Here is a 19,841-nt window from a genome sequence, read left to right on the forward strand (position 1 = left end):
AGGAGTTCTGCACATGGCGATGCAACCGTGGTTCGGCAAGGCCAAGCTCGGCATCTTCATCCACTACGGAATCTATGCGGTGAACGGCATCGCGGAGTCCTGGTCGTTCTTCAACGGACAGATCAGCCACGAGAACTACCTGAAGCAGCTGGACGGCTTCACCGCGGCGCGGTTCGACGCGAAGGCATGGGCCGAGTTGTTCGAGGCCGCCGGCGCGCGGTACGCCGTACTCACCTCGAAGCATCATGACGGCGTCGCTCTCTACGACACCGCGGTGTCCGAGCTGTCCACAGTGAAAGCGACGCCGGCGCGGCGAGACGTGGTACGTGAGTACGTCGATGCGCTGCGCGAGCGTGACCTCCGGGTCGGAATCTACTTCAGCCATCTGGACTGGACCCATCCGGACTACGCGAGCGTCCGGCCGTCCTCGATGGACGCGAGCGAACGGGGCAATCCGTTCGGCGTGCCGGCGGCCGGGGACGAGGATCCGGCGGCCTGGCAGCGGTTCCTGGACTTCCACCGGGCCCAGCTGACCGAGATCCTGGAGCGTTTCGCGCCGGACCTGCTGTGGTTCGACGGTGACTGGGAACGCGATCCGGAGCAGTGGCGGATGGACGAGGTCCGCGGGCTGATCCACCGCAGCAATCCGGAGGCGGTGATCAACGGCCGGATGCAGGGTGGATTCGGCGACTACTCGACCCCCGAGCAGGGAGTGCCGATCGAGCCGCCGCCCGGCGAGTGGGAGCTGTGTCTCACCCTCAACGACTCGTGGGGCTACCAGCACGACGACGACAACTACAAGTCGATCCGCCAGCTGATCCGGATCTTCGCCGAGACGATCGGTGGCGGCGGCAACCTGCTGCTCGACGTAGGTCCGCGCGAGGACGGCACCATCCCGGAGCCCCAGGCAGACCGCCTCCGCGCCCTCGGCGCCTGGATCCGCAAACACGAGATCGCCGTCTACGACACCGGCCGAGGTCTGCCCGCGGGCCACTTCTACGGTCCCTCCACGATCTCGGACGACCGCCGCCGCCTCTACCTGTTCTGCTTCGACCGCCCGAACGAGTACGTCGTGGTCCGCGGTCTGAAGAACGCGGTCGTCCGTGCCCGGATCGTCGGCGACGACCAAGACCTCCGGCACGAGCGCGTCGGCGGCCTCGGCGAAGTACCCGGCTGGGAGTACATCTACATCGACGACTTCGGACTCGACCCGCACTGCACAGTCATCGAACTCGAACTCGACGGCGAACTGGCCACCTACCGCGAACACACCCGCGACTAGGGCGCGACATAGTCGCACGGCGTGATCGGTCGCTGTCGAAGTTGTGACACGCCGGAGTACTTTCTGTAACGTTGTCGTCTCTTTGAGCGATAGTGGGGGCAACGGGGAGCGCCGGCTTGGTGCTGGGGGTTGCGTTCTCCGCTGCCTGGTCGCGTGGCTGGACGCGGCGTTCGTTTCACGGGGAGTGTTATGGAGAACGAACTCGGGCATTCGTATGCCCGGAGGCGCCGGCTGGTCCGCGGCATCGGTACGTCGATTGCGGTCGTCGCGGCGGCGCTGGTGGCGGTGTCCCCGGCGCAGGCGTCCGTGCGGTTCGGCTACAACGGCTGGTCGTACGGCTCGCAGGTGGTGGGCGCGCCGGTGAACTCCGGTACGCAGGTGCTGAGCCCGCTCGGTTGTACCCGGACCGTTGGGCTGACCAAGTCCAACACGCTCGCAACGTTGAATGTGGGCGGTCAGGTGGTCGCCCACTCGGTCGCGACACGGTCCTTCACGCACAACGATTCCCGCGGGGACGGGATGACGAGCTACGCCAGCGCGGGCCTCGTCCAGGCCGGCAACCTGCTCACGCTGAGCGGCGCCGGTACGTCGGCGCGCGCGGTCTTCAAGGACGGCGCCTTCCAGACGTACGCCGCGACGCAGTTCACCGGTGTGAAGATCGGTGGCGTGTCGATGCCGACGTTGCTCAAGCCGGCGCCGAATACCAAGGTGAACGTGCCCGGTCTGGGGTACGTCGTACTCAACTGGACGCAGGTCGCGCGTACGCCGCAGTCCGCGAGCGCCAAGGCCGCGGCAGCCGTGATTCACGCGACCGTCTCGAATCCGTACCTGCCGGTCGGCGCGACGGCGACTGTTGCTGTGGCTGCCGCGGGGGTTGGCGGTAGCCAGGTCGGCCTGCTGCGCGGTACGGCGTTCGGTACTCGCGCCGCCGTCGGCGGCGTACTGAAGTCGGGTCCGACTTCGCTGCAGGTGACCTGCTTCGGGACGAACGGCCAGACGCTGACCAGCAACCTGGCGGGCGTGAACATCCCGAACGTTGCCACGGTCAACGGCATCACCACAAGCCAGTCCGGCACCGTGCGCAGCGACCTTGCCAGCGGATGGATGAGCGCCGGGGTCGCCGGTGTAAGCCTCGGCGGGGGACGGGTCAAGCTGACCGCGGTCACGGCCAAAGCAGCAGCCAGTAGGACATCAGCTGGGAAGTATGGTCAGTCTGCTGTCAGTTCGGTCGGCACCCTGGTGATCGACGGGAAGAGCGTCTCCATCCCGAAGTTGCCGAACCAGCAGTTGTCCGTACCCGGCGTGGGCTACCTGATCTTCAACAAGACCAGCACCCGCACCGGCTTCGCATCGATCACCGCGGTGGAAGCGCATCTCACCGCCGCGAACGCCGTACTCGAGATCGCGCACGCGGAATCCGGGGTCGTTGGCTGATTCTCAGCCATTCCGCGGCGTCCCACCTCCCGGGACGTCGCAGGTCCGCGAACGCCCTCACGTTCGCGGGCCTCGGTCCGGCACCGGGCAAGCCTCACCCGGTGCCGGATCCCGCCGTGGGTAAAGCTGTCCGTGCCAGTCAAGGCCGGATCGGGATCCTGGCGGTCCGCCGGTGCCGGCTGCCGAGGCGGCGCAGTACCTGCTGGATCCGGTCATCGCACAGTCGACAGCGGTGCGTGAGTGGTCTGGTGGCTGCGGCCGTCTCGCTCGCGACGGTGACCGCGCTCGGGCGAAGGATTCCTCGCCTGCTGATGTTCATCGCGCTGGCGGTCCTGGTCCTCGCGGTCGGGGGCGGGGCGGCGTACATGAGCCTGGACGCCTTCATCGGGCGGGGCCTCGGCTGGCGGTGGTACAGCGGGGTCGCCGGCCTTGTCGGTCTCGGCCTGTCCCTGGAGATGGTTCGGTCGTACCTGGTGGCAACACGTCGTGCGGACCGGTCGGCTGCGGCCTGCGGCGTACGGCGCGCCCGTAGGCTGCGTGGCTTACGGGGCGATGAAGTTGGCTCAGGCGTTGGGAGCCAACGCACTGGCGGACAAGGATCCGTTGCCGCCGGACCTGCGGGACCGGCTGTTGGCGCGGGATCCGTTGTTCGTGGCAAGTTTCTGGGTGATGGCCGGCGCCGGGGTGATCGGCGTCGCGCTGGCGTTGTCGACCGTACGCCCTTGGGGAAGAGCAGTCCCGCGCCGGCTGGTGCTTGCCGTGGTCTGGCCGGTAGGCATCGGGATGGTCGCGCGGTCCGTGGGAGTGCTCGGTTTCGGCTTCGTCGGCGACGTCTTGGCGCTGCGCGGCCATCCGGATCCGGGGTCGAACGCGGCGCTGGCCGAAGAACTGGCGCGTTGGGACTAGCTGCTGTGGTCGCCGTTCTTCCTGAGCTGGCGCGCCTGCTGGACAGCAATCGCAATCCGAAGCTCCCGCCGCGGCGCGAACAACCTCACTCGCCATTGACGGTCATGCCCCAGTGTGGAATTCCCCGGAACCGTCCGGCTCTCTCAGGCGTGCGCGCAACGGCGACCGATGTGCCGAACGAGCGGAGAGCGTTCAGCATCGCGCAGCAAGCACGCCGTGCAGGTTCTTGCGCGCGGCTGGGGTCATGACACCCGCCAGGAAGATCCGCAGCAGGTCGTCAACTCGCTCAGCCAGGTCGCTCCGGTTCGTCAGGACGTGCGAGACGAGCTGGGTACCCGTGAACGATGCGACCAGGACCCGGGCGGCTGCAGGCGCGACATCGTCGGCGATGTCGCCCTCCGCCTGCCCGCGCGTGAGCAGGTCGGTCATGACCTCGATCCACCCTGTGTAGGGATTCACCGGGCCGTCGTCGAACGCCAACTCCATCGTGAGGCGGATACCGCCACGAACGACGGGGTCGCCGACGATCTGCTCGGCCAGCCCGTGGCACATCATCACGATCTGCGCGACCGCTCTCGCCCCGGTGTTCGCGGCGGCTTCGACGAGCCTGACCGAGGTCGCGTGCTGCTCGTCGACGACCGCGTCGGCGATCTCGCGTTTGGTCCTGAACTGGAAGTACATCGCACCTCGGGACACGCCGGAGCGCCGCTCGATGGTCGACAGGCTCGCCGCGGCGTACCCGACCTCGTCGAAGACGGCGGCCGCGCCGCGGAGGAGCTGCTCGCGTTTCGCGATCGCGCGGGACTGCACCACGGTACGGCCGTGTCCCTCGGCGATCACCTTCCGGCTGCCACTCACCACAAAGACTCCTCTCTCGCAGCATCCAGTGTTCCTTCTCCCGGACGCCGCCACGGTCCGGCCCCTGAACTAAGCTGTTCGACTTGGTTTGGTATAGGATCCTTCCGCGGGATCGACCTGCTTGGCCTGAACGCATGGAGTTCACGATGACTGCACCCAGAGTGGTGGATCGAAGAGAGGCGCTTGCGCATGTACGCGCGCAAGCGGCACCTCTGCTCGGCCAGGCCACTGCCAAGCGGGTGCGGGCCTACACCGACGGCGGCCTGTACGTCAGCTCGACCGGCTGGGCGGCGTTCTGGGCCTGGCTGGTCGACAGCGTGCTCGTCAACGGATCGGCAGTCGCGCTCGGAGTGGCGTACGGAGTCCGTGCGGGCGACCCGAACAAGGGTTTCTACGTTGCGGTGGCTTTGCTCGTTGTCCTGCCGCTGCTGTACGGCTGGTTCTACGCCAACGGCCGCGGCGTCGGAGCAATGCTCGCCGGTACCCGTCTCGTCCGGATGCGAGACGGAAGCCGGATCGGCCTGGTCAAAGCCGGCTGGGCGATGCTGATCCGCACTCTCCTGTGGGCTTTCGTGATCTGGTGCGCGTTCGACGGGGCCATGTTCGATCAGGTGCGGGAGAGCATCGACGAGTCTGCGACCAAACAGCTCAGGAATGCCGGCTTCGACCGGCTGCCGGATACCCCCGCGACGACAGCATGAGCGAGGGTGAAAGTCCGTTGGAGCCGACGCGCGACGACATCGGTCCCCGGAAAAGGACGGTCTGGCGACTGAAGGCCACCTTGTTCAAAACCGTCCTGTGGTGCCTTCTCGGGTCCTGGCTTGGCTGGATGGTGTGCTCGATCATCGCGTTGTCCGGTTCGAGCGAGCGATCCCCGGCCGGAAGCAGTGGGGGCATGATCGCAATCGACGTACTCGTCATGGCGCTCAAGGGCGACTCCAGCGTGCACTGGGCATTGGTGGGATGCCGTGCGTTCGGCGGCGTCATGGTCACCATCATTCTTGGGCTATTCATCCTGTACATGTCAGCTCGGAAAACGAATGGCGCCCAGCGACCGCCTTCCGCCTGAGCGACGTCCGCCCACAGCCCACTCGCCTGGGTGGGGACCCGCCGTCAAGGCCCTCTAATCGGGTAAGTCGGCACTGCACGTACTTCAAAGTGACTGCGCCGGGGCTCGGGTTTAGTCAGCTGGACGGTCAGAGCCATAACGGTGTTCCGCTTGATGGGAGGTTAGTTTGGATCGGGCTGGTCGGGCTTGCCTCACATCGAGAGCGTGGACAGCTCCTACAAGAGCAACGCCGGCATGGGCCGAACTGGCGACGTGTTCGTCTACGCGGACACGAACGACGAGACCACGGTGAACGCTCTGTTCAAGGACGCGTTCAAAGCCGTGATGAAGGCAGCCGACGGGGACCCTGACTTGTCGTTGCAGATCAGGGTGACCGCCGCCGACGGCTCATACAGCAGCGGGCCTCAGGATCTCGGCTACAAGGGCGGGGAAACCTTGAGCGACCTGCAGAAATTTCTGCGGGAGCACCCAGACCTTTGATCCCTGAGCCTGGGGCCACGTCTCCGACAGCACCACCGGAAGGAACATCCACGTGAGGAAACTCTGCGCGATCCTGCTAACGGGGATGCTTGCCGCGCTCCTCAGCGCCTGTTCTGGAAACAGCGCTGATGATGCGGCCCGCGCTGAGAAATACAAGGCCGCCGTCACGTCCATACCGCACGTGGCCAGCGTCGAAAGCAGCTACAAGACGAACCCCGGTATGGGCAGGTCCGGCCACGTGTACATCACCGCAGACACCAGTGACCACCAGGAGTTGACCGCACTCCTCAAGCAGGCGTTCCCCGCGATTGTCAAGTCTGCGGAGGGCGACCCGGAGGTGGGGCTGGACATCCTGGTCATCCCCGCTGACGGCGCCAACGGGATCTCGCCCGACGACCTCGGATATAAGGGCGCAGGAACTCTCACCAGCTACCGAGACTTCCTCAAGGCCCACCCAGTCCTATGAGGCAAAGCCTCCGCCGTCGGGATCACCCGAGTGCAGCGATACGTTTCACTTCGCCGTCGAGGCGCAACGGATCCGGCGACCCTGATAAGTCCGCGATGGCTCGAAGCAGCGTGCGATCAGCATGGTTGATCAGCTCAGGCTCGAGGAGCTCGAACCAATGCCCCCTCCGCTCGAGGTTCCGATCAGCCTGCCGAAGATAGGACTAAGGAACAGCCGCAAGGCAATGCTCGAGTCGGTTGGCGAGCAACTTCCCGGTGTTGGCAGTCCCGGCGTCGTGCGGCTTGTTGATGACCTGCCGGATGCAGATCTGCAGGTAGCTGACCAGGTTCAGGCCAGAGAGCTGCTCTGGTCCGGGTGCCCAGCGCTGGCGTGGTTGCGCATGTACCGGATGCGGTCGCACTGCTCGAATCCGACGCCGGAGAGCAGACCGATCGTCAGGCAGGCACGGAGCAGGCCTTCGTCGTCGATCTTGGGGGCATCGGCCCCGCTCAGGGTTTTGCGCAGGTCAGTGTTGATCCCGGCCGCGATGTCGAAGAAGTGCTTCAGGTCGAACCGTTACAGCAACATGTGACAGTCACTGATCTGGTCAAAGTCTGCTGGCACTGGTCACGGTTGCCGTGTCTGGCCCGCCGGCGTTCTCGGGTCGAAGGGGCCTGCGGCTGATGTGCCGTGACCTGCTTCGGGTGAGCTGGCAGGCCGAAGACCCTGTGGCTGAAGACCTTGCTGGTGGGTAGCTCTCACGAACGGATCCACTGGTCCGCTGCGTGTCACACCTCGCTCCTGCTCACGTCATGAAGCGCGACTATGCCGAGGCGCTGCCCCTGACCTGAGCCGGGGAGTTCGCCTTGCCGGGACCTCCGGCCGCGGCTGCGCTGTCAAGGAAGCCTTCTCCACGCAGCAGCCCGGGCCGCTGGATCTCCTTGGCTCAGGGGACGTCGAGCTTGTTGCGGTCAAACCGGTAGGTACCGTTCTCTTGTTGGAAGATGTCGGTGGATTGCGCTGAGAGGCCGCCGGACATCAGTGGGTCGCCGCGGCCAACGCCGTGCTCGTGGACTCGATGGGCGATGACACCCTCCCCGAGCTCCACACCCGATGTTCACCGAGCGAGAGCTGAAGTGGGGGAGAAGCTCGTCCAGCAGGCAGTAGCCGAATGCGAGGGTGGACGTGCGGTTGGCGCCGAGGCCGGGGCGCTCGGATCGCGCGAGGTACTGCTGGCCGGCGGCAAACCAGTACTCCATGTGGCCGAAAACGTCGCAGGCCTCGGTCCGGCACCGGGCGAGCCTCACCCGGTGCCGGATCCCGCTGTGAATGTGTCAGTCGCCGTTCAGTGGGTCGAGGTCGGCGACTACGGTCCAGCGGTGGTACACGGGATCGGGGAAGGTTCCCTTGACCTTGCCGAGTCCGTTGATCACGGTGGCGGTTCCGTTGGCGTGCCCAACGGCGTACAGGTAGCCGGTCTTCGTGTCCTTGTCGATGCCGAGCAGCAGTGTGCCGGCTTTGCCGCACTTGGCCGCGATGAGGTACTCGAAGCCTTGCCAGCTTCGCGTTCGCACCTGCTTGACGATCGGTTTCATCGGAGACGTGACCGGGATGCGGATGGTGTAGAGCGCGCCGCCGCGGGTGTTTGCGAGGAAGGTGTCGTAGGTGGCGGTCTTGCTGATCAGCGCCATCGACTTCACCGAGGAGAACCCGGCCGCTGTTCCGGTACGCCGCCACGACTCGCCGCTGGCGCTCCAGCGGAAGAGGGTGCCGTCGTTTCGCAGGCCGTACATGAGGTTGTGGTACCCGGACCGACCCGGTCCGGCGTCGTACTCGGCGATCTCGAAGGCGGTGAACTTCGACCAGCCGCTGCCGATGCGAGTCAGCGAGTTGCCGCCGTCGTTGAAGTTGTAGAACCGGTAGTAGAGGTTGTCGCCCTCCACCACATAACCCGACCTGTCGACTCCGCCCACGTTCGGTTCAGCCACGAAGCTCGAGCTGAGGCGCACCGCTCCGGGCGCGAAGATCTTGGGCTCGCTGCCGGGTGCGCTCATCGTCGGCGGCGTACCGGCGGTCACGTCCGCCCCCGCGTGTGCCCCCGATGTTGTGATGGAGCCGGCGGTCAAACTGCAGGCCGCTGCTGTTCGCTGCTGGACCTGGCCGTTCGCGTGCGCGGCCGGGACGAACGCGGTCGCGCTCAGCGCCACAGCGCCGATCACCGCTGCTACCTTCCCCCGATGCTTCAAGATTCCTCCTCAGTTCGTGGGCTATCGAGGATCTCGATGCGCTCCGGAGGCGAAAAGTTGTGTCCGGGGCCGGGACAGTTCTTGTTCAGTGTGCTGGTCTGAAGGCGATCTGGAGACTTATCGAGACCACGGGCGGTGGCTTGATGCCGAAGGCATCCGCACTCGGGGTCGGGCGCCGGGAGCTGGATGACCGTGGTGACACCCGGCCGGAAAGGAGTTGGTCGTGAGGACCGTGGTCAGCTGTCGAGGACGTCGTGGGAGCTGGCTTCTTCCCAGCGGCGCATGCGAGGCGGGGCACGGGGACCCCGTTCTTGCTGGACGGCATCGATGAGGAGTTCGGTGAGTACGAAGGCCGCGGCCGCGGAGTCGAAGGGACCGCGGTCGGCATGGCCGTGCTCAGGTTGCTGGAACGGCCCCGACGGATCAGCGGCAGGTCCATCACCTTCGATCGTACCGACGTTGCACACCTGAGCCAGGACGAGTTGCGGAAGTACCGCTGGCGCGAGATGTCCACGGTCTTCCAGAGCAGCAAGAGCGTGCTGAACCCGGTGGCTCGGGTCGAGGCGCAGTTCGCCGATGTCATCCAATGCCACACCTCGCTACGTGGCAGGGGGGCACCGACGGGATCAGGGCCTTGTTCGACATGGTTCTGGTCGACGGCCTCGCCGGTGCGGGGTTGACCGCGTTCTCGGCCGGTCTCGCCGGGCTGTATCTGCGGACGCCCGGGCTGCGCTGTCCCGGCAGTCTGCGGCCGACCGACCAAGGTGTCCCGATCGCCAAGGACGTGTGGCTGCTGGCGATCGGTACCGCCCTCGTGGTCGGCAACCTCGACGACCGGATCCGCCGCTCCAAGCCGATCGCCAACAGCTAGCGACAAATCGCGGTGTCGAGGCAAACCGTGGACGGACATGTTCGCAAGACCTATGAGGCGATCCTGGCGCAGCCTGCGCCGAGGGACCTGCTGTGGGACCGGTTCGTGACGTTGTGGAGAGACATCGCCGATGACGTCGAGGACGAGAACGGCGACCGGCTGGCTGTAAAGCGCAATGGGCACCGCGTGGTGTTTCATCGTCCGCACAACGGCCGCGTGTCAATCGAAGACGTCGAGATGGCGCGTCACTAGCTGGCCGATACGCCGGATGACAAGGGTGTCGGCGATCTGCTCGTCGTGACCATCGACGACCTCGGCGCTCGGATACTGGACTTCGATCTGGATACCCCCAAGAAGCGGGAGACCGAGCGGGATGTCCGCAACGAGAGCGCGTCGGCCCGGCGGATGCGTACGGTCGAGCGCAGGCGTGGCCGCGGTGACGAAGCTGAGCTCAAAGGCTTCTTCGACGACCTGGCGGGGGCGCCGCGGCCGCTGGTGAGGTCCCGCACCTTCGTGCTGTTCGGGCACGGCGCCGGCAAGTCGGACTTACAGGTCGGTGACGACGCCCGAACCTACTGCCCTGTGTCAGCGGGTCATGGGCGGGTGAGGCCGAGGTGGTGTTCGAGGGTGTGCCAGGTGGTCCGGTCGCTGAGGACGACGCGGCCTTGGTCGCAGGCGGCCCACGCGGCGGCTACGACCGACTGAATCACGCTTCGGTTGCCGGCGAAGTGTGGTCGTAGGAGCGCGTCGGGGCCGGCCTCGAGGTGGTCGGCCGGCGCGACGCGCAGGCGGACCGGCGGTTGGAGCAGGCCGGTGAGGTCGGTTGCGACGTACGTCGGTCGTTCGGCGGGCGGCGCGAAGGCGAGATCCTGCAGGCGGGCGGCGCCGGACAGGACGAGGATCGAGTCGAGGCCGGCCGCGTTCGCTCCGGCGATGTCGGTGTCGAGGCGGTCACCGCAGACGAGCGAGGCGACCGGCTCGGTGCCCAGGCGGGAGCGAGCAAGGTCGAACAGCGCTGGGCCTGGTTTGCCGACTACTTGCGGAGTCGCCGTGGTTGTGGCTTGCACGGCCGCAACGAGCGCACCGTTGCCTGGTGCCGCGCCGCGTGCGGTCGGCAGCATCCGGTCGAGGTTGGTGACCACCCACACGGTGCCGGCCTGGACGAGGTAGCCGACCTCTGCAAGCTCGGTCCAGGAGACGTCGGCGCCCAGACCCTGGACGACCGCCGCGACCGACGTACCGGCGAGCTCCGTGGTCCGGAGCGGCGTCAGACCGACGTCCGCGAGCGCCTGCGCGACGCCGGCACCGCCGACGGCGAGCACCGCGGATCGCGGCGGGAGGCGGGTGGACAGGTACGACGCGGCGGCCTGCGAGCTGGTGACGGCCGACCACCGACCGGGTTGGAGCCCAAGTGCGCGGAGGTGACCTTCGACGGCGTCGGGCGGACGCGCGGCGTTGTTGGTGGCGAAGGCGACCCGGACACCGTCGGCGGTGAGGTCGTTGAGAGTCTCGATCGCGCCCGGTACGGCGGCCGCTCCCCGGTACACGACGCCGTCGAGGTCGCAGATCAGGCCTCGGTACCGCGTCATCAGAGGTACGGCGCGTTCGGCTGTCATCTCGCTCCTTCGACGAGTGCAGGTCGTCCGAACGAGGCTAGAACCGCGTGCGACCGGCCGGTTCACCCGTGGGAGTGAACTCGAAGGCGAGCCGGAGGTTCCACCCCTGGCGTCACCCCTCGGGTGGATGCCGCGTTGCCGGCTGCCTGGTGTTGTGGGGATGCGGCCGATCTGTGAGGAGTGATGAGATGTTGACCGAGCGCTCGACACTGACCCAGTTCCTCATCGAGGAGCGCCGGCGGTTCCCGGGCTCGAGCGGCGAGCTGAACGCGTTGATTCACGACGTCGCGCTCGCCTGCAAGGCGATCTCGCGGCAGATCGCGTCGGCCGCGCTGACCGGGGTGCTCGGCAAGCACGGCGCCGTCAACGTCCAGGGCGAGCAGCAGCAGAAGCTCGATGTGGTGGCCAACGACCTGTTCCTCCGAGCCAACGAATGGGGCGGCCAGCTGGCCGGGATGGCGTCCGAGGAACTGGACCAGCCGTACCCGATCCCGCCCCAGTACCCGCGCGGCAAGTACCTCCTGACCTTCGACCCGCTGGACGGTTCGTCGAACATCGACGTCAACGTGTCGGTCGGCAGCATCTTCTCGATCCTGCGCGCAGCGGTGCCGGGGGAGGCGGCGAAGACCGAGGATTTCCTGCAGCCCGGGACCGAGCAGGTCGCCGCCGGCTATGCGATCTACGGCCCGTCGACGGTGCTGGTGCTGACGGTCGGCACGGGCGTGCACGCGTTCACTCTGGGTCCGGACCTCGGCGAGTTCTTCCTGACCCGCCGGGACATCCGCGTCCCGGCCGCGACCTCGGAGTACGCCGTGAACACGTCGAACCGGCGCTTCTGGGAGCCGGCGGTGATGCGTTACATCGACGAGTGTCTGCAGGGCGTCAACGGGCCGCGCGGGAAGGACTTCAACATGCGCTGGGTGGCCTCTCTGGTCGCCGAGGCGCACCGGATCCTCACCCGTGGCGGTGTCTTCCTGTATCCACGCGACTCCAAGGACCCGGCCAAGGAAGGCCGCCTCCGGCTGTTGTACGAGGCCAACCCCGTCGCGTTCCTGATGGAACAGGCCGGGGCTCTGGCGACGACAGGACGTACGCGGGTGCTGGACGTCGTACCGACGGAGCTGCACCAGCGGATCGGGCTCGTCTTCGGCGCCCGTGACGAGGTCGAGCGGATCACCAGGTACCACCACGAGCCGTCGGACGGGCTCGACGAGCAGGACCACCCGTTGTACAGCCTGCGCGGCCTGTTCCGCGCCACCACCTGAGGAGGAGCCATGTCGGTCAAGCACCCCGTCGTCGCCATTACGGGATCCTCCGGCGCCGGCACCACGTCGGTGATGCGCACCTTCGAGCAGATCTTCCGCCGCGAGCAGGTCGGCGCCGCGTTCGTGGAGGGTGACAGCTTCCACCGGTACGACCGGATGGCGATGAAGGGCGAGATGTCCCGGGCGCTCAGCGACGGCGACCACACCTTCAGTCACTTCGGGCCGGACGCCAATTTGTTCGAGGAGTTGGAGACCCTGTTCCGGGAGTACGGCGAGAGCGGCACCGGGCGGGTCCGCAAGTACCTGCACGATCAGGGCGAGGCAGCGCCGTACGGGCAGGAACCGGGTACGTTCACGCCGTGGGAGGACATCCCGGCCGGCACCGATCTGCTCTTCTACGAAGGGCTGCACGGTGCGGTGGCGACCGAGAAGGTCGATGTCGCGCAGTACGCGGACCTGCTGATCGGTGTCGTTCCGGTGATCAACCTCGAGTGGATCCAGAAGTTGCAGCGGGACAAGGCGAAACGCGGCTACTCGACCGAGGCCGTGACGGAGACGATCCTGCGGCGGATGCACGACTACGTGAACTTCATGTGCCCGCAGTTCTCCCGCACGGACGTCAACTTCCAGCGTGTGCCGGTGGTCGACACCTCCAACCCGTTCATCGCGCGGACGATCCCGACACCGGACGAGTCGATGCTGGTGATCCGGTTCAAGGACCCGCGCGGGATCGATTTCCCCTATCTGCTGTCGATGCTGCACGACTCGTTCATGTCGCGCCCGAACACGATCGTCTGCCCGGGCGGGAAGATGGACCTGGCGATGCAACTGATCTTCACGCCGATGTTGTGGCGGCTGCTCGAGCGCCGGGACCGGGCCGCGTCCTGAGGTCGGTACGACGAGGAACCTGCCCATGGGCGCCGACCGCATGAGCACGCCTGCAGCGTCTGCGGATGGAGCACGGCCTCGGCCACGGGTGCTGCCGGTCATCCGCCTCCGGCGAGCTGACGCTGGAACCACCTGACCAGCACGGGATCATCAGGCCCGTCGGCGACAAGCGTCGCCCGGGCCAGGTCGTCGTCGCGGGTGTAAGCGTTGGGTACGGCCACGCACCGCAGGCCGGCCGCGACTGCGGCGCGGACTCCGTTCGCGGAATCCTCGACGGCGATCGCGGCGCCGGGCCGGTGACAGGTCAGCTGCAACACGCGCTCATAGACCGCGGGATCGGGCTTCAGCTGCGGAACCTCGGTACCGGTGACGATCGTGTGGAACCTGGACCCGAACACGCCGTGCAGGAGCGGCTCGACCCAGGCCCGGGTCCCGGTCGTGGCGACGTGCAGCGCGATGCCGTTTGTCTCGAGCATGTCCAGCAGCCGGCGTACGCCCGGTCGCGCCTGGATGGCGCCCTCCGTGACGAGTGCCTGCATGTACTGCGTCTTGCGCCGATGCAGGCGCTGCGCGAGGTCAAGTGCCTCGCCCCGCGATCGGCCGGTGCTTTCGAACCAGAACGCCAGCCGCTGCTCCCCGCCGGCGACACGAAGGAGTTGCCCGTACGTCTCCACGTCCCACCGGTCGGGCAACCCGGCCGCCTCGAACGCGGCGTTGAACGCGACCCGATGCCCGTCCCGCTCACTGTCGACGAGCGTTCCGTCGACGTCGAAGATCACGGCTTCGAGCGCGACCGGCACGTCAGCCACGCTCGGAGAGGTGGTCCTGGATCCGCGCGACAACCTGGTCGACCGTGAAGCCGAAGTACGCCATCACCTCGTCGCCGGGACCGCTCGAACCGAACGAGTCGATGCCGATGGCAACATCTACCAGCCCGGTCCAGCCGGCGGTGGTGCCGGCTTCGATGCTGACGGTCGTCGGTGCCGTCCCGGGCGCGTACTGCGATCGGTCGAGCACCGGTACGACGCGCACGCTGTAGCCGTGCGTACGCAGGCGGTCCGCGACCGCGACCGCGAGCGAGGCCTCCGAGCCGGTGGCGACGATCTCGACCGACACCGGCTCGTCGTCCGCGAACTCCCGCCGGTCGAGCTGCGGGACCGACTGTCGCGAGAGAACCAGGGCGGTCGGGCCGTCGGTCCGCTCGAGCGCGAGACGCCAGGCCTCGGCGGTTCCGGCGTCGTCGGCCGGGCGGAGGACCTGGAGGCCGGGGATCACCCGCAGCGAGTCGAGGTGCGCGATCGGCTGGTGCGTCGGACCGTCCTCGCCGACAGCCACCGAGTCGTGGGTGAAGACGTAGATCACGGGCTGCTTCATCAACGCCGACAGCCGGAGCGCCGGCCGCAGGTAGTCGGCGAAGACCAGGAAGGTGCTGCCGAAGACGCGGAAGCCGCCGTGCAGGCTGATGCCGTTCATGAACGCGGCCATGCCGAATTCGCGGATCCCGAACGCGATCGCCGTACCGGAGTAGTCGTCCTTGGTCACGAGCTCACCGAACACGGTGCCGGTCGAGCCGGCGAGGTCTGCGCTGCCGCCGGCCAACTCCGGCATCACCGAGCGAAGGGCGTCCAGGCAGGCCTGGGAGGACTGCCTGGTGGCTCGCGGAACGGTGCCGACGATCGATCGCAGGGCCTCGTCGAGCCCGGCCGGAAGCTCACGGGTCGCGGCTCGGCAGAACTCGGCAGCCCGTTCCGGGGCGGCGTCCGAGAAGGCCACGAAGGCGTCCTGCCAGACGGCGTGCTCGCGGGCTCCTTGCGCTGCCAGCTCGGCACAGGCGGCTCGAACCACCTCCGGCACCGTGAACGCCGGATGATCCCAGCCCGCGAGTCGCTTGGTCTCCGCCAACAGTTCCGCACCCAACGGCGATCCGTGTGCCTTCGACGTACCCTCGACTCCCGGCGCGCCGCGGCCGATGACGGTCCGGACCGCGATGAAGCTCGGGCGTGGATCGGCCTTCGCCCGGCGGACCGCTTGGTCGATGGCCTCGACGTCCGTGCCGTCGAGCACCGCCTCGGTGTGCCAGCCGTACGCCGCGAAGCGGGCCAGTTGATCGTCACCGCACGACCGGTCGACGCTGCCGTCGATCGTGATCGCGTTGTCGTCCCACAGCACGATCAGCCGCCCGAGACCGAGATGCCCGGCGAACGATCCGGCCTCGTGGCTGATGCCCTCCATCAGGCAGCCGTCGCCGACGATCGCGTACGTGTGGTGGTCGGTGATGTCCGGGTAGCGGGCGTGCTCCATCCGCTCCGCGAGCGCCATCCCCACGGCCATCGCGAGCCCCTGGCCGAGCGGTCCGGTGGTGCATTCGACGCCTGGCGTCTCGCCGTACTCCGGATGGCCCGGCGTACGTGAGCCCAACTGGCGGAACCGGCGCAACTCGGACTCGGGCAGGTCGTAGCCGAAGATGTGCAGCAGGCCGTACAGCAAGGCGGAGCCGTGACCCGCGGACAGCACGAAGCGGTCGCGATCCGCCCAGCCGGGCGCCGCGGGGTCGTGCCGGAGGTGTCGGCTCCACACGGTCCAGGCCATCGGAGCCGCGCCCATCGGCATCCCCGGATGACCCGAGTTGGCGGCCTGGACCATGTCCGCGGCGAGGAAGCGCAGCGTGTCGACGGCCAGCCGATCGGTCTCGGTCGACGGCAGCTGCCGGGCTTGCAGAACGTCGGTCATCAGACTTCCTCTCCTTTCGCGGCGGCGCGCAGGCGCTTCACCGCCGCCGCCTTGCCGTCCGGGTACGCGTACATCCACGAACCCGAGATGAAGACGTCGGCGCCGGCCGCCGCCGCTCCCCGGATCGTCACCTCGGTGATGCCACCGTCCACCTCGAGCTCGATCGGCAGCTCAGACTCGTCGATCATTCGTCGCAGGCGCGCGATCTTCGGCTCCACCGCGCAGATGTACGCCTGCCCACCGAACCCCGGGTTCACCGTCATCGCCAGCACCAGGTCGGTCTCGGCCAATACGTGCGCGACCGTGTCGACGGGGGTATGCGGGTTCAGGGCGACGCCGCTGCGGGCGCCGAGGTCGCGGATCCGCGCGAGCGTGCGGTGCAGGTGTCTGCAGGCTTCAGCGTGCACGATCACCAGCTCGCAGCCGGCGTCCACGTAGCGGCCCAGCAGTTCGTCGGGCTCCACGACCATCAGGTGTGCCTCGAAGCCGACGGTGCTGTACGGCCGGGCCGCCGCGATGAGGTCGGGGCCGAATGTCAGGTTCGGCACGAAGACGCCGTCCATGACGTCCCACTGGATCCGGTCGACACCGGCCTCGCACAGTTCGCGGACCTCCTCGCCGAGGCGGGCGAAGTCGGCGGGCAGCACGGACGGCACGACAAGCGGCTCGGTCATGGGTCTGGCCTTTCTGGTAGGCAGACTTCATCGGACCCCGTACGGATCCCGGCGGACTCACCCGGCCGGGTGGAGCACCGGGTGAAATCTCCGCGAAAGCAGCGGAACACGCCGCCCGCCGCCGTACGCTGATCGGTATGCCGGTGTCATCCGCGACCCCTCCGACGCCACTGCCGCCGCTGCGGCTCGTGCTGGTCGACGACCACGAGATGGTGCTGCACGGCCTCGATTCGATGCTGGGCCACTTCCCGGACCAGGTCACGATCGTCGGGCACGCGACGAACGCCGCCGCCGCGTTCGCGCTGGTGACGGAGGAGCGACCCGACATCGTGCTCTGCGACGTTCGGATCGGCAAGGAGTCCGGCCTGGACCTGTGCCGGCAGATCACCACGCAGTACCCGGACACCAAGGTCGTGCTGCTGACCGTGTACGACGACGAGCACTACCTGTACCAGGCGCTCCGCGTCGGCGCCTCGGGCTACATCCTGAAGCGGATCGACGGTCGGGAACTGGTCGGCCATCTGAATCGTGTCCGCGAGGGCGAGACGGCGGTCGACCACGCGCTGGCGGGTCGGGTCGCCCTGTCCGCGGCCCGCCTCAGCGCGGGGGAGTTCTGGTCGGGTGCACACCTGGGGCTCACCCAACGGGAGTCGGAGGTACTGGAGCTGCTCGTGTCCGGCCACTCGAACAAGGCGGTCGCGAGCAAGCTCGTGGTCAGTGAGGACACTGTGAAGACGCACATCCGCGGTCTCTACCGCAAGCTCGGCGTCTCCGACCGCAGCGGAGCGATCGCGGTGGCCCTTCGAGAGGGCCTGTTCCGTTGAGTCGCGGCGCGGTGCCGACCGCGGCGGATCTCGCTGGGGTGTTCGAAGCCGCCGGTGTTCTGATCTACGCGATCGACGACCAGGACCTGACGATCGCGGACATGTGGCCCGCGCACCCGTCCTCCGGGAAACTCACCCTGCAGGTGGGGTTCGGCGTCACCGGCCTGGTCGCGCGCACGAAGGAACCCGTGCTACTGGACGCGGACTCCCCGCGCAACCCGCTGCACCGCCAGCTGCTGGGGCTCGCGTCCGAGGAGACCGTTGCCCGGATGTGTCTGCCACTGTTCGGGCTCGAGGACCGGATCGTCGGCGTCCTGGCCGTACACCGGAGCCCGCGCCGGCCGTTCGGTCCGGACGACGTGAAGACCGCGCAGCCGTACGTCGCGGTGCTCGGCCTCGGGCTGCACGCGGCACAGTTGTGGCGGGCGGTCAACCATCACCGCACGGAGCGGGATCGGCTGATCAAGCAGGCGATCTCGGCGCAGGAGGCCGAACGCCGCCGGATCGCGTTCGACCTGCACGACGGCGTGACGACCGCGCTGGCGTCGATGTCGTTCCATCTGTCGGCGGCCGACCTCACCGTCTCGGAGGTCGCGGCCGACGAGACCGGGGCAAGCCGGGCCCAGGACCTCGAACGGGCCCGCGCCGAGCTCGTGTCCGCGCGGACGCTGGCCGACCTGGCGTACAACCAGACAAGGGCGGCGATCTCCGGCCTGCACAGCCTGGTGCTCGACGACCTCGGGTTGGTCGCAGCGATCGAGTCACTGGCCCAGATGGTCGCCCGGGAGGACGGGCCGGCGGTCGATCTGGTCGTCGACCCCGCCGCCGACCTCGAGGACATCCCGGATCACGCGGCCGCGGCGCTCTACCGGATCGCCCAGGAGACGCTGGCCAACGCCGTCAAGCACGCCGACGCGGCGCGGATCGTGCTGTCGCTGCGACGGGTCGGTGACTCGATCGTGTTCGGCTGCGCCGACGACGGCAAGGGTTTCGATGCCGGGCTCCAGCGCGTCGTGCGGACCGCGGGCGCCGACGGTGCGCAGCACTTCGGGCTGAGCTCGGTCGCGGAGCGCTGCGCGATGCTCGAGGCGTCGCTGCGGATCGAATCGGTGTCCGGCCGCGGCACGACGGTCCTGGTCGAGCTCCCGCTCTGACCGGATGCGGGCGGCCGGCTAGCGCGGCAGACCGCTCAGTGCGGCAGGCCGCTCAGCGCAAGCCGCTCAGCGCGGGCCGCCGGTCAGCGCCGGCGGATGGCGTTGGCCGCTTCGTGGCAGTTGGCGAGCAGCTTCTGCTGGGCGGCCGCGACGTTCGCCGGTTCGCCTGCCCAGGCCTGCAGCGCGGCGCTGACCAGCGCTCGTCCGAAGGAGAACGTCACGGACCAGGGCAGGTCCGGCGCGCCGCTCAGCTTATGGAGGAACGAGCACGCATCGGCCGTGGTGTGCCCGCCGGAGAGGAACGCGATCCCTGGCACGGTGGCGGGCACGATATCGTGCAGCACCTCGAACGTCGCCCGCGCGACCACGTCGGCGGGAGCCGGCGCCGCCGCGAGGCCGGGCGTGACGAAGTTCGGCTTGAGCACGATGCCGGTCAGGTCGACGCCGGCCTGCCGCAGCTCGTCGAACAGTGCCGTCAACGCCAGCCGGGTGGCCCGGTCGCAGGCCGCCAGGTCGTGATCGCCGGTGCAGAGCACCTCCGGTTCGACGATCGGCACGATCCCGTACTGCTGGCACAGCGCGGCGTACCTCGCCAAGGCATGTCCGTTCGCCCGGGCGACGTACTCGGTGATCGTCCGGATGTCGAACACCGCGCGCCACTTGGCGAACGCGGCCTTCCGCTCGGCGTACGAGGCCAGTCGCGCACCCAGGCCGTCGAGGCCTTCGGTGATGAGGGCGCCGTCGTGGCCGGCCAGGGGCGACGTGCCCGTGTCGACCTTGATACCGGGGAGGACGCCGAGCTCGTGCGCGGCCTCCGGGAAGCCTCGGCCGTCGGTGAGCTGCTGGCCGAACGTCTCGTCGGCGAAGATGATGCCGCTGACCGAATCGGCGAGACCGTCGGCGGTGAGCAGCAGTTCGCGGTAGTCACGCCGCGCGGTCGGGCTCGCGGCGATACCCTCCTGTTCGAGCCGGGCCGACATCGTCTTGATCGACTCGTCGGCGGCGAGCACACCACGCCCGCCGCGGGTCATCCGCTGCGCGGTTTCCGCGAGGGTCGGCACGTGGGCGGGGATCGTGGTCGTCATGCCCAGCATGCTGC

At 68.0% G+C, this 19,841-nt stretch carries 23 protein-coding genes; 14 read left to right on the forward strand and 9 right to left on the reverse strand.

The window, feature by feature from the left end:
• Window positions 1-13: 13 nt before the first annotated feature.
• The 3 genes from ACQHIV_RS04065 to ACQHIV_RS04075 all read left to right on the forward strand — a co-directional run bounded on the left by ACQHIV_RS04065 (window position 14) and on the right by ACQHIV_RS04075 (window position 3,622).
• Window positions 14-1,282, forward strand: coding sequence for an alpha-L-fucosidase (locus tag ACQHIV_RS04065; RefSeq protein WP_427891780.1), 1,269 nt, complete (start codon window positions 14-16; stop codon window positions 1,280-1,282).
• Window positions 1,283-1,471: 189 nt separating this feature from the next.
• Window positions 1,472-2,716 (forward strand): choice-of-anchor P family protein, encoded by a 1,245-nt coding sequence (locus ACQHIV_RS04070; protein ID WP_427891782.1) that lies wholly within the window; start codon window positions 1,472-1,474, stop codon window positions 2,714-2,716.
• Between the two features lie 552 nt (window positions 2,717-3,268).
• The gene (locus tag ACQHIV_RS04075; protein WP_427891784.1) at window positions 3,269-3,622 is read left to right on the forward strand and encodes a DUF3995 domain-containing protein; all 354 of its coding nucleotides are present in this window, start codon (window positions 3,269-3,271) and stop codon (window positions 3,620-3,622) included.
• Window positions 3,623-3,814: 192 nt separating this feature from the next.
• On the opposite strand, the gene ACQHIV_RS04080 is transcribed toward ACQHIV_RS04075, so the two are convergent.
• Window positions 3,815-4,480, reverse strand: a complete 666-nt coding sequence (locus ACQHIV_RS04080; protein ID WP_427891786.1) for a ScbR family autoregulator-binding transcription factor — start codon at window positions 4,478-4,480, stop codon at window positions 3,815-3,817.
• Between the two features lie 134 nt (window positions 4,481-4,614).
• Between ACQHIV_RS04080 and ACQHIV_RS04085 the strand changes: the two genes are divergently transcribed.
• The 5 genes from ACQHIV_RS04085 to ACQHIV_RS04105 all read left to right on the forward strand — a co-directional run bounded on the left by ACQHIV_RS04085 (window position 4,615) and on the right by ACQHIV_RS04105 (window position 7,158).
• Window positions 4,615-5,181: a hypothetical protein gene (locus ACQHIV_RS04085; protein ID WP_427891788.1), complete on the forward strand. Its 567-nt coding sequence runs from the start codon at window positions 4,615-4,617 to the stop codon at window positions 5,179-5,181.
• A gap of 17 nt (window positions 5,182-5,198) precedes the next feature.
• Entirely contained in the window at window positions 5,199-5,549 is a 351-nt protein-coding gene (locus tag ACQHIV_RS04090; RefSeq protein WP_427891790.1) for a hypothetical protein, read from the forward strand.
• Window positions 5,550-5,753: 204 nt separating this feature from the next.
• Window positions 5,754-6,029, forward strand: a complete 276-nt coding sequence (locus tag ACQHIV_RS04095; RefSeq protein WP_427891791.1) for a hypothetical protein — start codon at window positions 5,754-5,756, stop codon at window positions 6,027-6,029.
• Window positions 6,030-6,081: 52 nt separating this feature from the next.
• Window positions 6,082-6,495 (forward strand): hypothetical protein, encoded by a 414-nt coding sequence (locus ACQHIV_RS04100; RefSeq protein WP_427891793.1) that lies wholly within the window; start codon window positions 6,082-6,084, stop codon window positions 6,493-6,495.
• A 354-nt stretch (window positions 6,496-6,849) separates the two neighbouring features.
• Window positions 6,850-7,158, forward strand: a complete 309-nt coding sequence (locus ACQHIV_RS04105) for a hypothetical protein (protein ID WP_427891795.1) — start codon at window positions 6,850-6,852, stop codon at window positions 7,156-7,158.
• 650 nt (window positions 7,159-7,808) lie between these two features.
• On the opposite strand, the gene ACQHIV_RS04110 is transcribed toward ACQHIV_RS04105, so the two are convergent.
• A complete protein-coding gene (locus ACQHIV_RS04110) occupies window positions 7,809-8,720 on the reverse strand; it encodes a hypothetical protein (RefSeq protein WP_427891797.1) in 912 nt (303 codons plus the stop codon).
• A gap of 236 nt (window positions 8,721-8,956) precedes the next feature.
• Window positions 8,957-9,307: a hypothetical protein gene (locus ACQHIV_RS04115; RefSeq protein ID WP_427891799.1), complete on the reverse strand. Its 351-nt coding sequence runs from the start codon at window positions 9,305-9,307 to the stop codon at window positions 8,957-8,959.
• A gap of 47 nt (window positions 9,308-9,354) precedes the next feature.
• On the opposite strand from ACQHIV_RS04115, the gene ACQHIV_RS04120 reads away from it, so the two are divergent.
• Entirely contained in the window at window positions 9,355-9,591 is a 237-nt protein-coding gene (locus ACQHIV_RS04120) for a hypothetical protein (RefSeq protein WP_427891801.1), read from the forward strand.
• A 27-nt stretch (window positions 9,592-9,618) separates the two neighbouring features.
• Window positions 9,619-9,843, forward strand: a complete 225-nt coding sequence (locus tag ACQHIV_RS04125; protein ID WP_427891803.1) for a hypothetical protein — start codon at window positions 9,619-9,621, stop codon at window positions 9,841-9,843.
• Here ACQHIV_RS04125 and ACQHIV_RS04130 read toward each other — a convergent pair.
• Together ACQHIV_RS04130 and ACQHIV_RS04135 are read right to left on the reverse strand one after the other, a co-directional pair.
• Entirely contained in the window at window positions 9,811-10,119 is a 309-nt protein-coding gene (locus ACQHIV_RS04130) for a hypothetical protein (protein WP_427891804.1), read from the reverse strand. The two genes, ACQHIV_RS04125 and ACQHIV_RS04130, sit on opposite strands and share 33 nt — an antisense overlap.
• 65 nt (window positions 10,120-10,184) lie before the next feature.
• Window positions 10,185-11,207 carry an HAD-IIA family hydrolase gene (locus ACQHIV_RS04135; protein WP_427891806.1) on the reverse strand — a complete coding sequence of 341 codons (1,023 nt, stop codon included), beginning with the start codon at window positions 11,205-11,207 and terminating at the stop codon, window positions 10,185-10,187.
• Between the two features lie 188 nt (window positions 11,208-11,395).
• On the opposite strand from ACQHIV_RS04135, the gene ACQHIV_RS04140 reads away from it, so the two are divergent.
• The gene (locus ACQHIV_RS04140) at window positions 11,396-12,472 is read left to right on the forward strand and encodes a class 1 fructose-bisphosphatase (protein WP_427891808.1); all 1,077 of its coding nucleotides are present in this window, start codon (window positions 11,396-11,398) and stop codon (window positions 12,470-12,472) included.
• 9 nt (window positions 12,473-12,481) lie between these two features.
• Window positions 12,482-13,360, forward strand: coding sequence for a phosphoribulokinase (locus tag ACQHIV_RS04145; protein ID WP_427891810.1), 879 nt, complete (start codon window positions 12,482-12,484; stop codon window positions 13,358-13,360).
• A 98-nt stretch (window positions 13,361-13,458) separates the two neighbouring features.
• Here ACQHIV_RS04145 and ACQHIV_RS04150 read toward each other — a convergent pair whose 3' ends face one another.
• Genes ACQHIV_RS04150 through rpe form a run of 3 tightly spaced genes read right to left on the reverse strand, consistent with a single transcriptional unit; the run spans window position 13,459 to window position 16,764 of the window.
• Window positions 13,459-14,169: an HAD-IA family hydrolase gene (locus ACQHIV_RS04150; protein ID WP_427891812.1), complete on the reverse strand. Its 711-nt coding sequence runs from the start codon at window positions 14,167-14,169 to the stop codon at window positions 13,459-13,461.
• Window positions 14,162-16,090, reverse strand: a complete 1,929-nt coding sequence (gene tkt, locus ACQHIV_RS04155; protein WP_427891814.1) for a transketolase — start codon at window positions 16,088-16,090, stop codon at window positions 14,162-14,164. Before tkt ends, ACQHIV_RS04150 begins: the two co-directional genes overlap by 8 nt.
• Complete coding sequence (rpe, locus tag ACQHIV_RS04160; RefSeq protein ID WP_427891815.1) at window positions 16,090-16,764, reverse strand: ribulose-phosphate 3-epimerase; 675 nt, start codon at window positions 16,762-16,764, stop codon at window positions 16,090-16,092. The genes tkt and rpe overlap by 1 nt, the downstream gene beginning before the upstream one ends.
• Before the next feature lie 137 nt (window positions 16,765-16,901).
• Here rpe and ACQHIV_RS04165 point away from each other — a divergent pair, with 137 nt between their 5' ends.
• Both ACQHIV_RS04165 and ACQHIV_RS04170 read left to right on the forward strand, forming a co-directional pair.
• Window positions 16,902-17,588 (forward strand): response regulator, encoded by a 687-nt coding sequence (locus tag ACQHIV_RS04165; RefSeq protein WP_427891817.1) that lies wholly within the window; start codon window positions 16,902-16,904, stop codon window positions 17,586-17,588.
• An 11-nt stretch (window positions 17,589-17,599) separates the two neighbouring features.
• Window positions 17,600-18,742, forward strand: a complete 1,143-nt coding sequence (locus ACQHIV_RS04170; RefSeq protein ID WP_427891819.1) for an ATP-binding protein — start codon at window positions 17,600-17,602, stop codon at window positions 18,740-18,742.
• 83 nt (window positions 18,743-18,825) lie between these two features.
• On the opposite strand, the gene ACQHIV_RS04175 is transcribed toward ACQHIV_RS04170, so the two are convergent.
• Window positions 18,826-19,827, reverse strand: a complete 1,002-nt coding sequence (locus tag ACQHIV_RS04175) for a class I fructose-bisphosphate aldolase (protein WP_427891821.1) — start codon at window positions 19,825-19,827, stop codon at window positions 18,826-18,828.
• Window positions 19,828-19,841 lie beyond the last annotated feature (14 nt).

Source organism: Kribbella polygonati, from assembly GCF_050320105.1.
Taxonomy (GTDB): Bacteria; Actinomycetota; Actinomycetes; order Propionibacteriales; family Kribbellaceae; genus Kribbella.

Excerpts from the sequence above, each read along its gene's own strand:
- ACQHIV_RS04065 (WP_427891780.1), top strand. The coding sequence starts at position 14 with ATGGCGATGCAACCGTGGTTCGGCAAGGCCAAGCTCGGCATCTTCATC.
- ACQHIV_RS04070 (WP_427891782.1), top strand. The coding sequence starts at position 1,472 with ATGGAGAACGAACTCGGGCATTCGTATGCCCGGAGGCGCCGGCTGGTC.
- ACQHIV_RS04075 (WP_427891784.1), top strand. The coding sequence starts at position 3,269 with ATGAAGTTGGCTCAGGCGTTGGGAGCCAACGCACTGGCGGACAAGGAT.
- ACQHIV_RS04085 (WP_427891788.1), top strand. The coding sequence starts at position 4,615 with ATGGAGTTCACGATGACTGCACCCAGAGTGGTGGATCGAAGAGAGGCG.
- ACQHIV_RS04135 (WP_427891806.1), bottom strand. The coding sequence starts at position 11,207 with ATGACAGCCGAACGCGCCGTACCTCTGATGACGCGGTACCGAGGCCTG.
- ACQHIV_RS04140 (WP_427891808.1), top strand. The coding sequence starts at position 11,396 with ATGTTGACCGAGCGCTCGACACTGACCCAGTTCCTCATCGAGGAGCGC.
- ACQHIV_RS04145 (WP_427891810.1), top strand. The coding sequence starts at position 12,482 with ATGTCGGTCAAGCACCCCGTCGTCGCCATTACGGGATCCTCCGGCGCC.
- tkt (WP_427891814.1), bottom strand. The coding sequence starts at position 16,090 with ATGACCGACGTTCTGCAAGCCCGGCAGCTGCCGTCGACCGAGACCGAT.
- rpe (WP_427891815.1), bottom strand. The coding sequence starts at position 16,764 with ATGACCGAGCCGCTTGTCGTGCCGTCCGTGCTGCCCGCCGACTTCGCC.
- ACQHIV_RS04165 (WP_427891817.1), top strand. The coding sequence starts at position 16,902 with ATGCCGGTGTCATCCGCGACCCCTCCGACGCCACTGCCGCCGCTGCGG.
- ACQHIV_RS04175 (WP_427891821.1), bottom strand. The coding sequence starts at position 19,827 with ATGACGACCACGATCCCCGCCCACGTGCCGACCCTCGCGGAAACCGCG.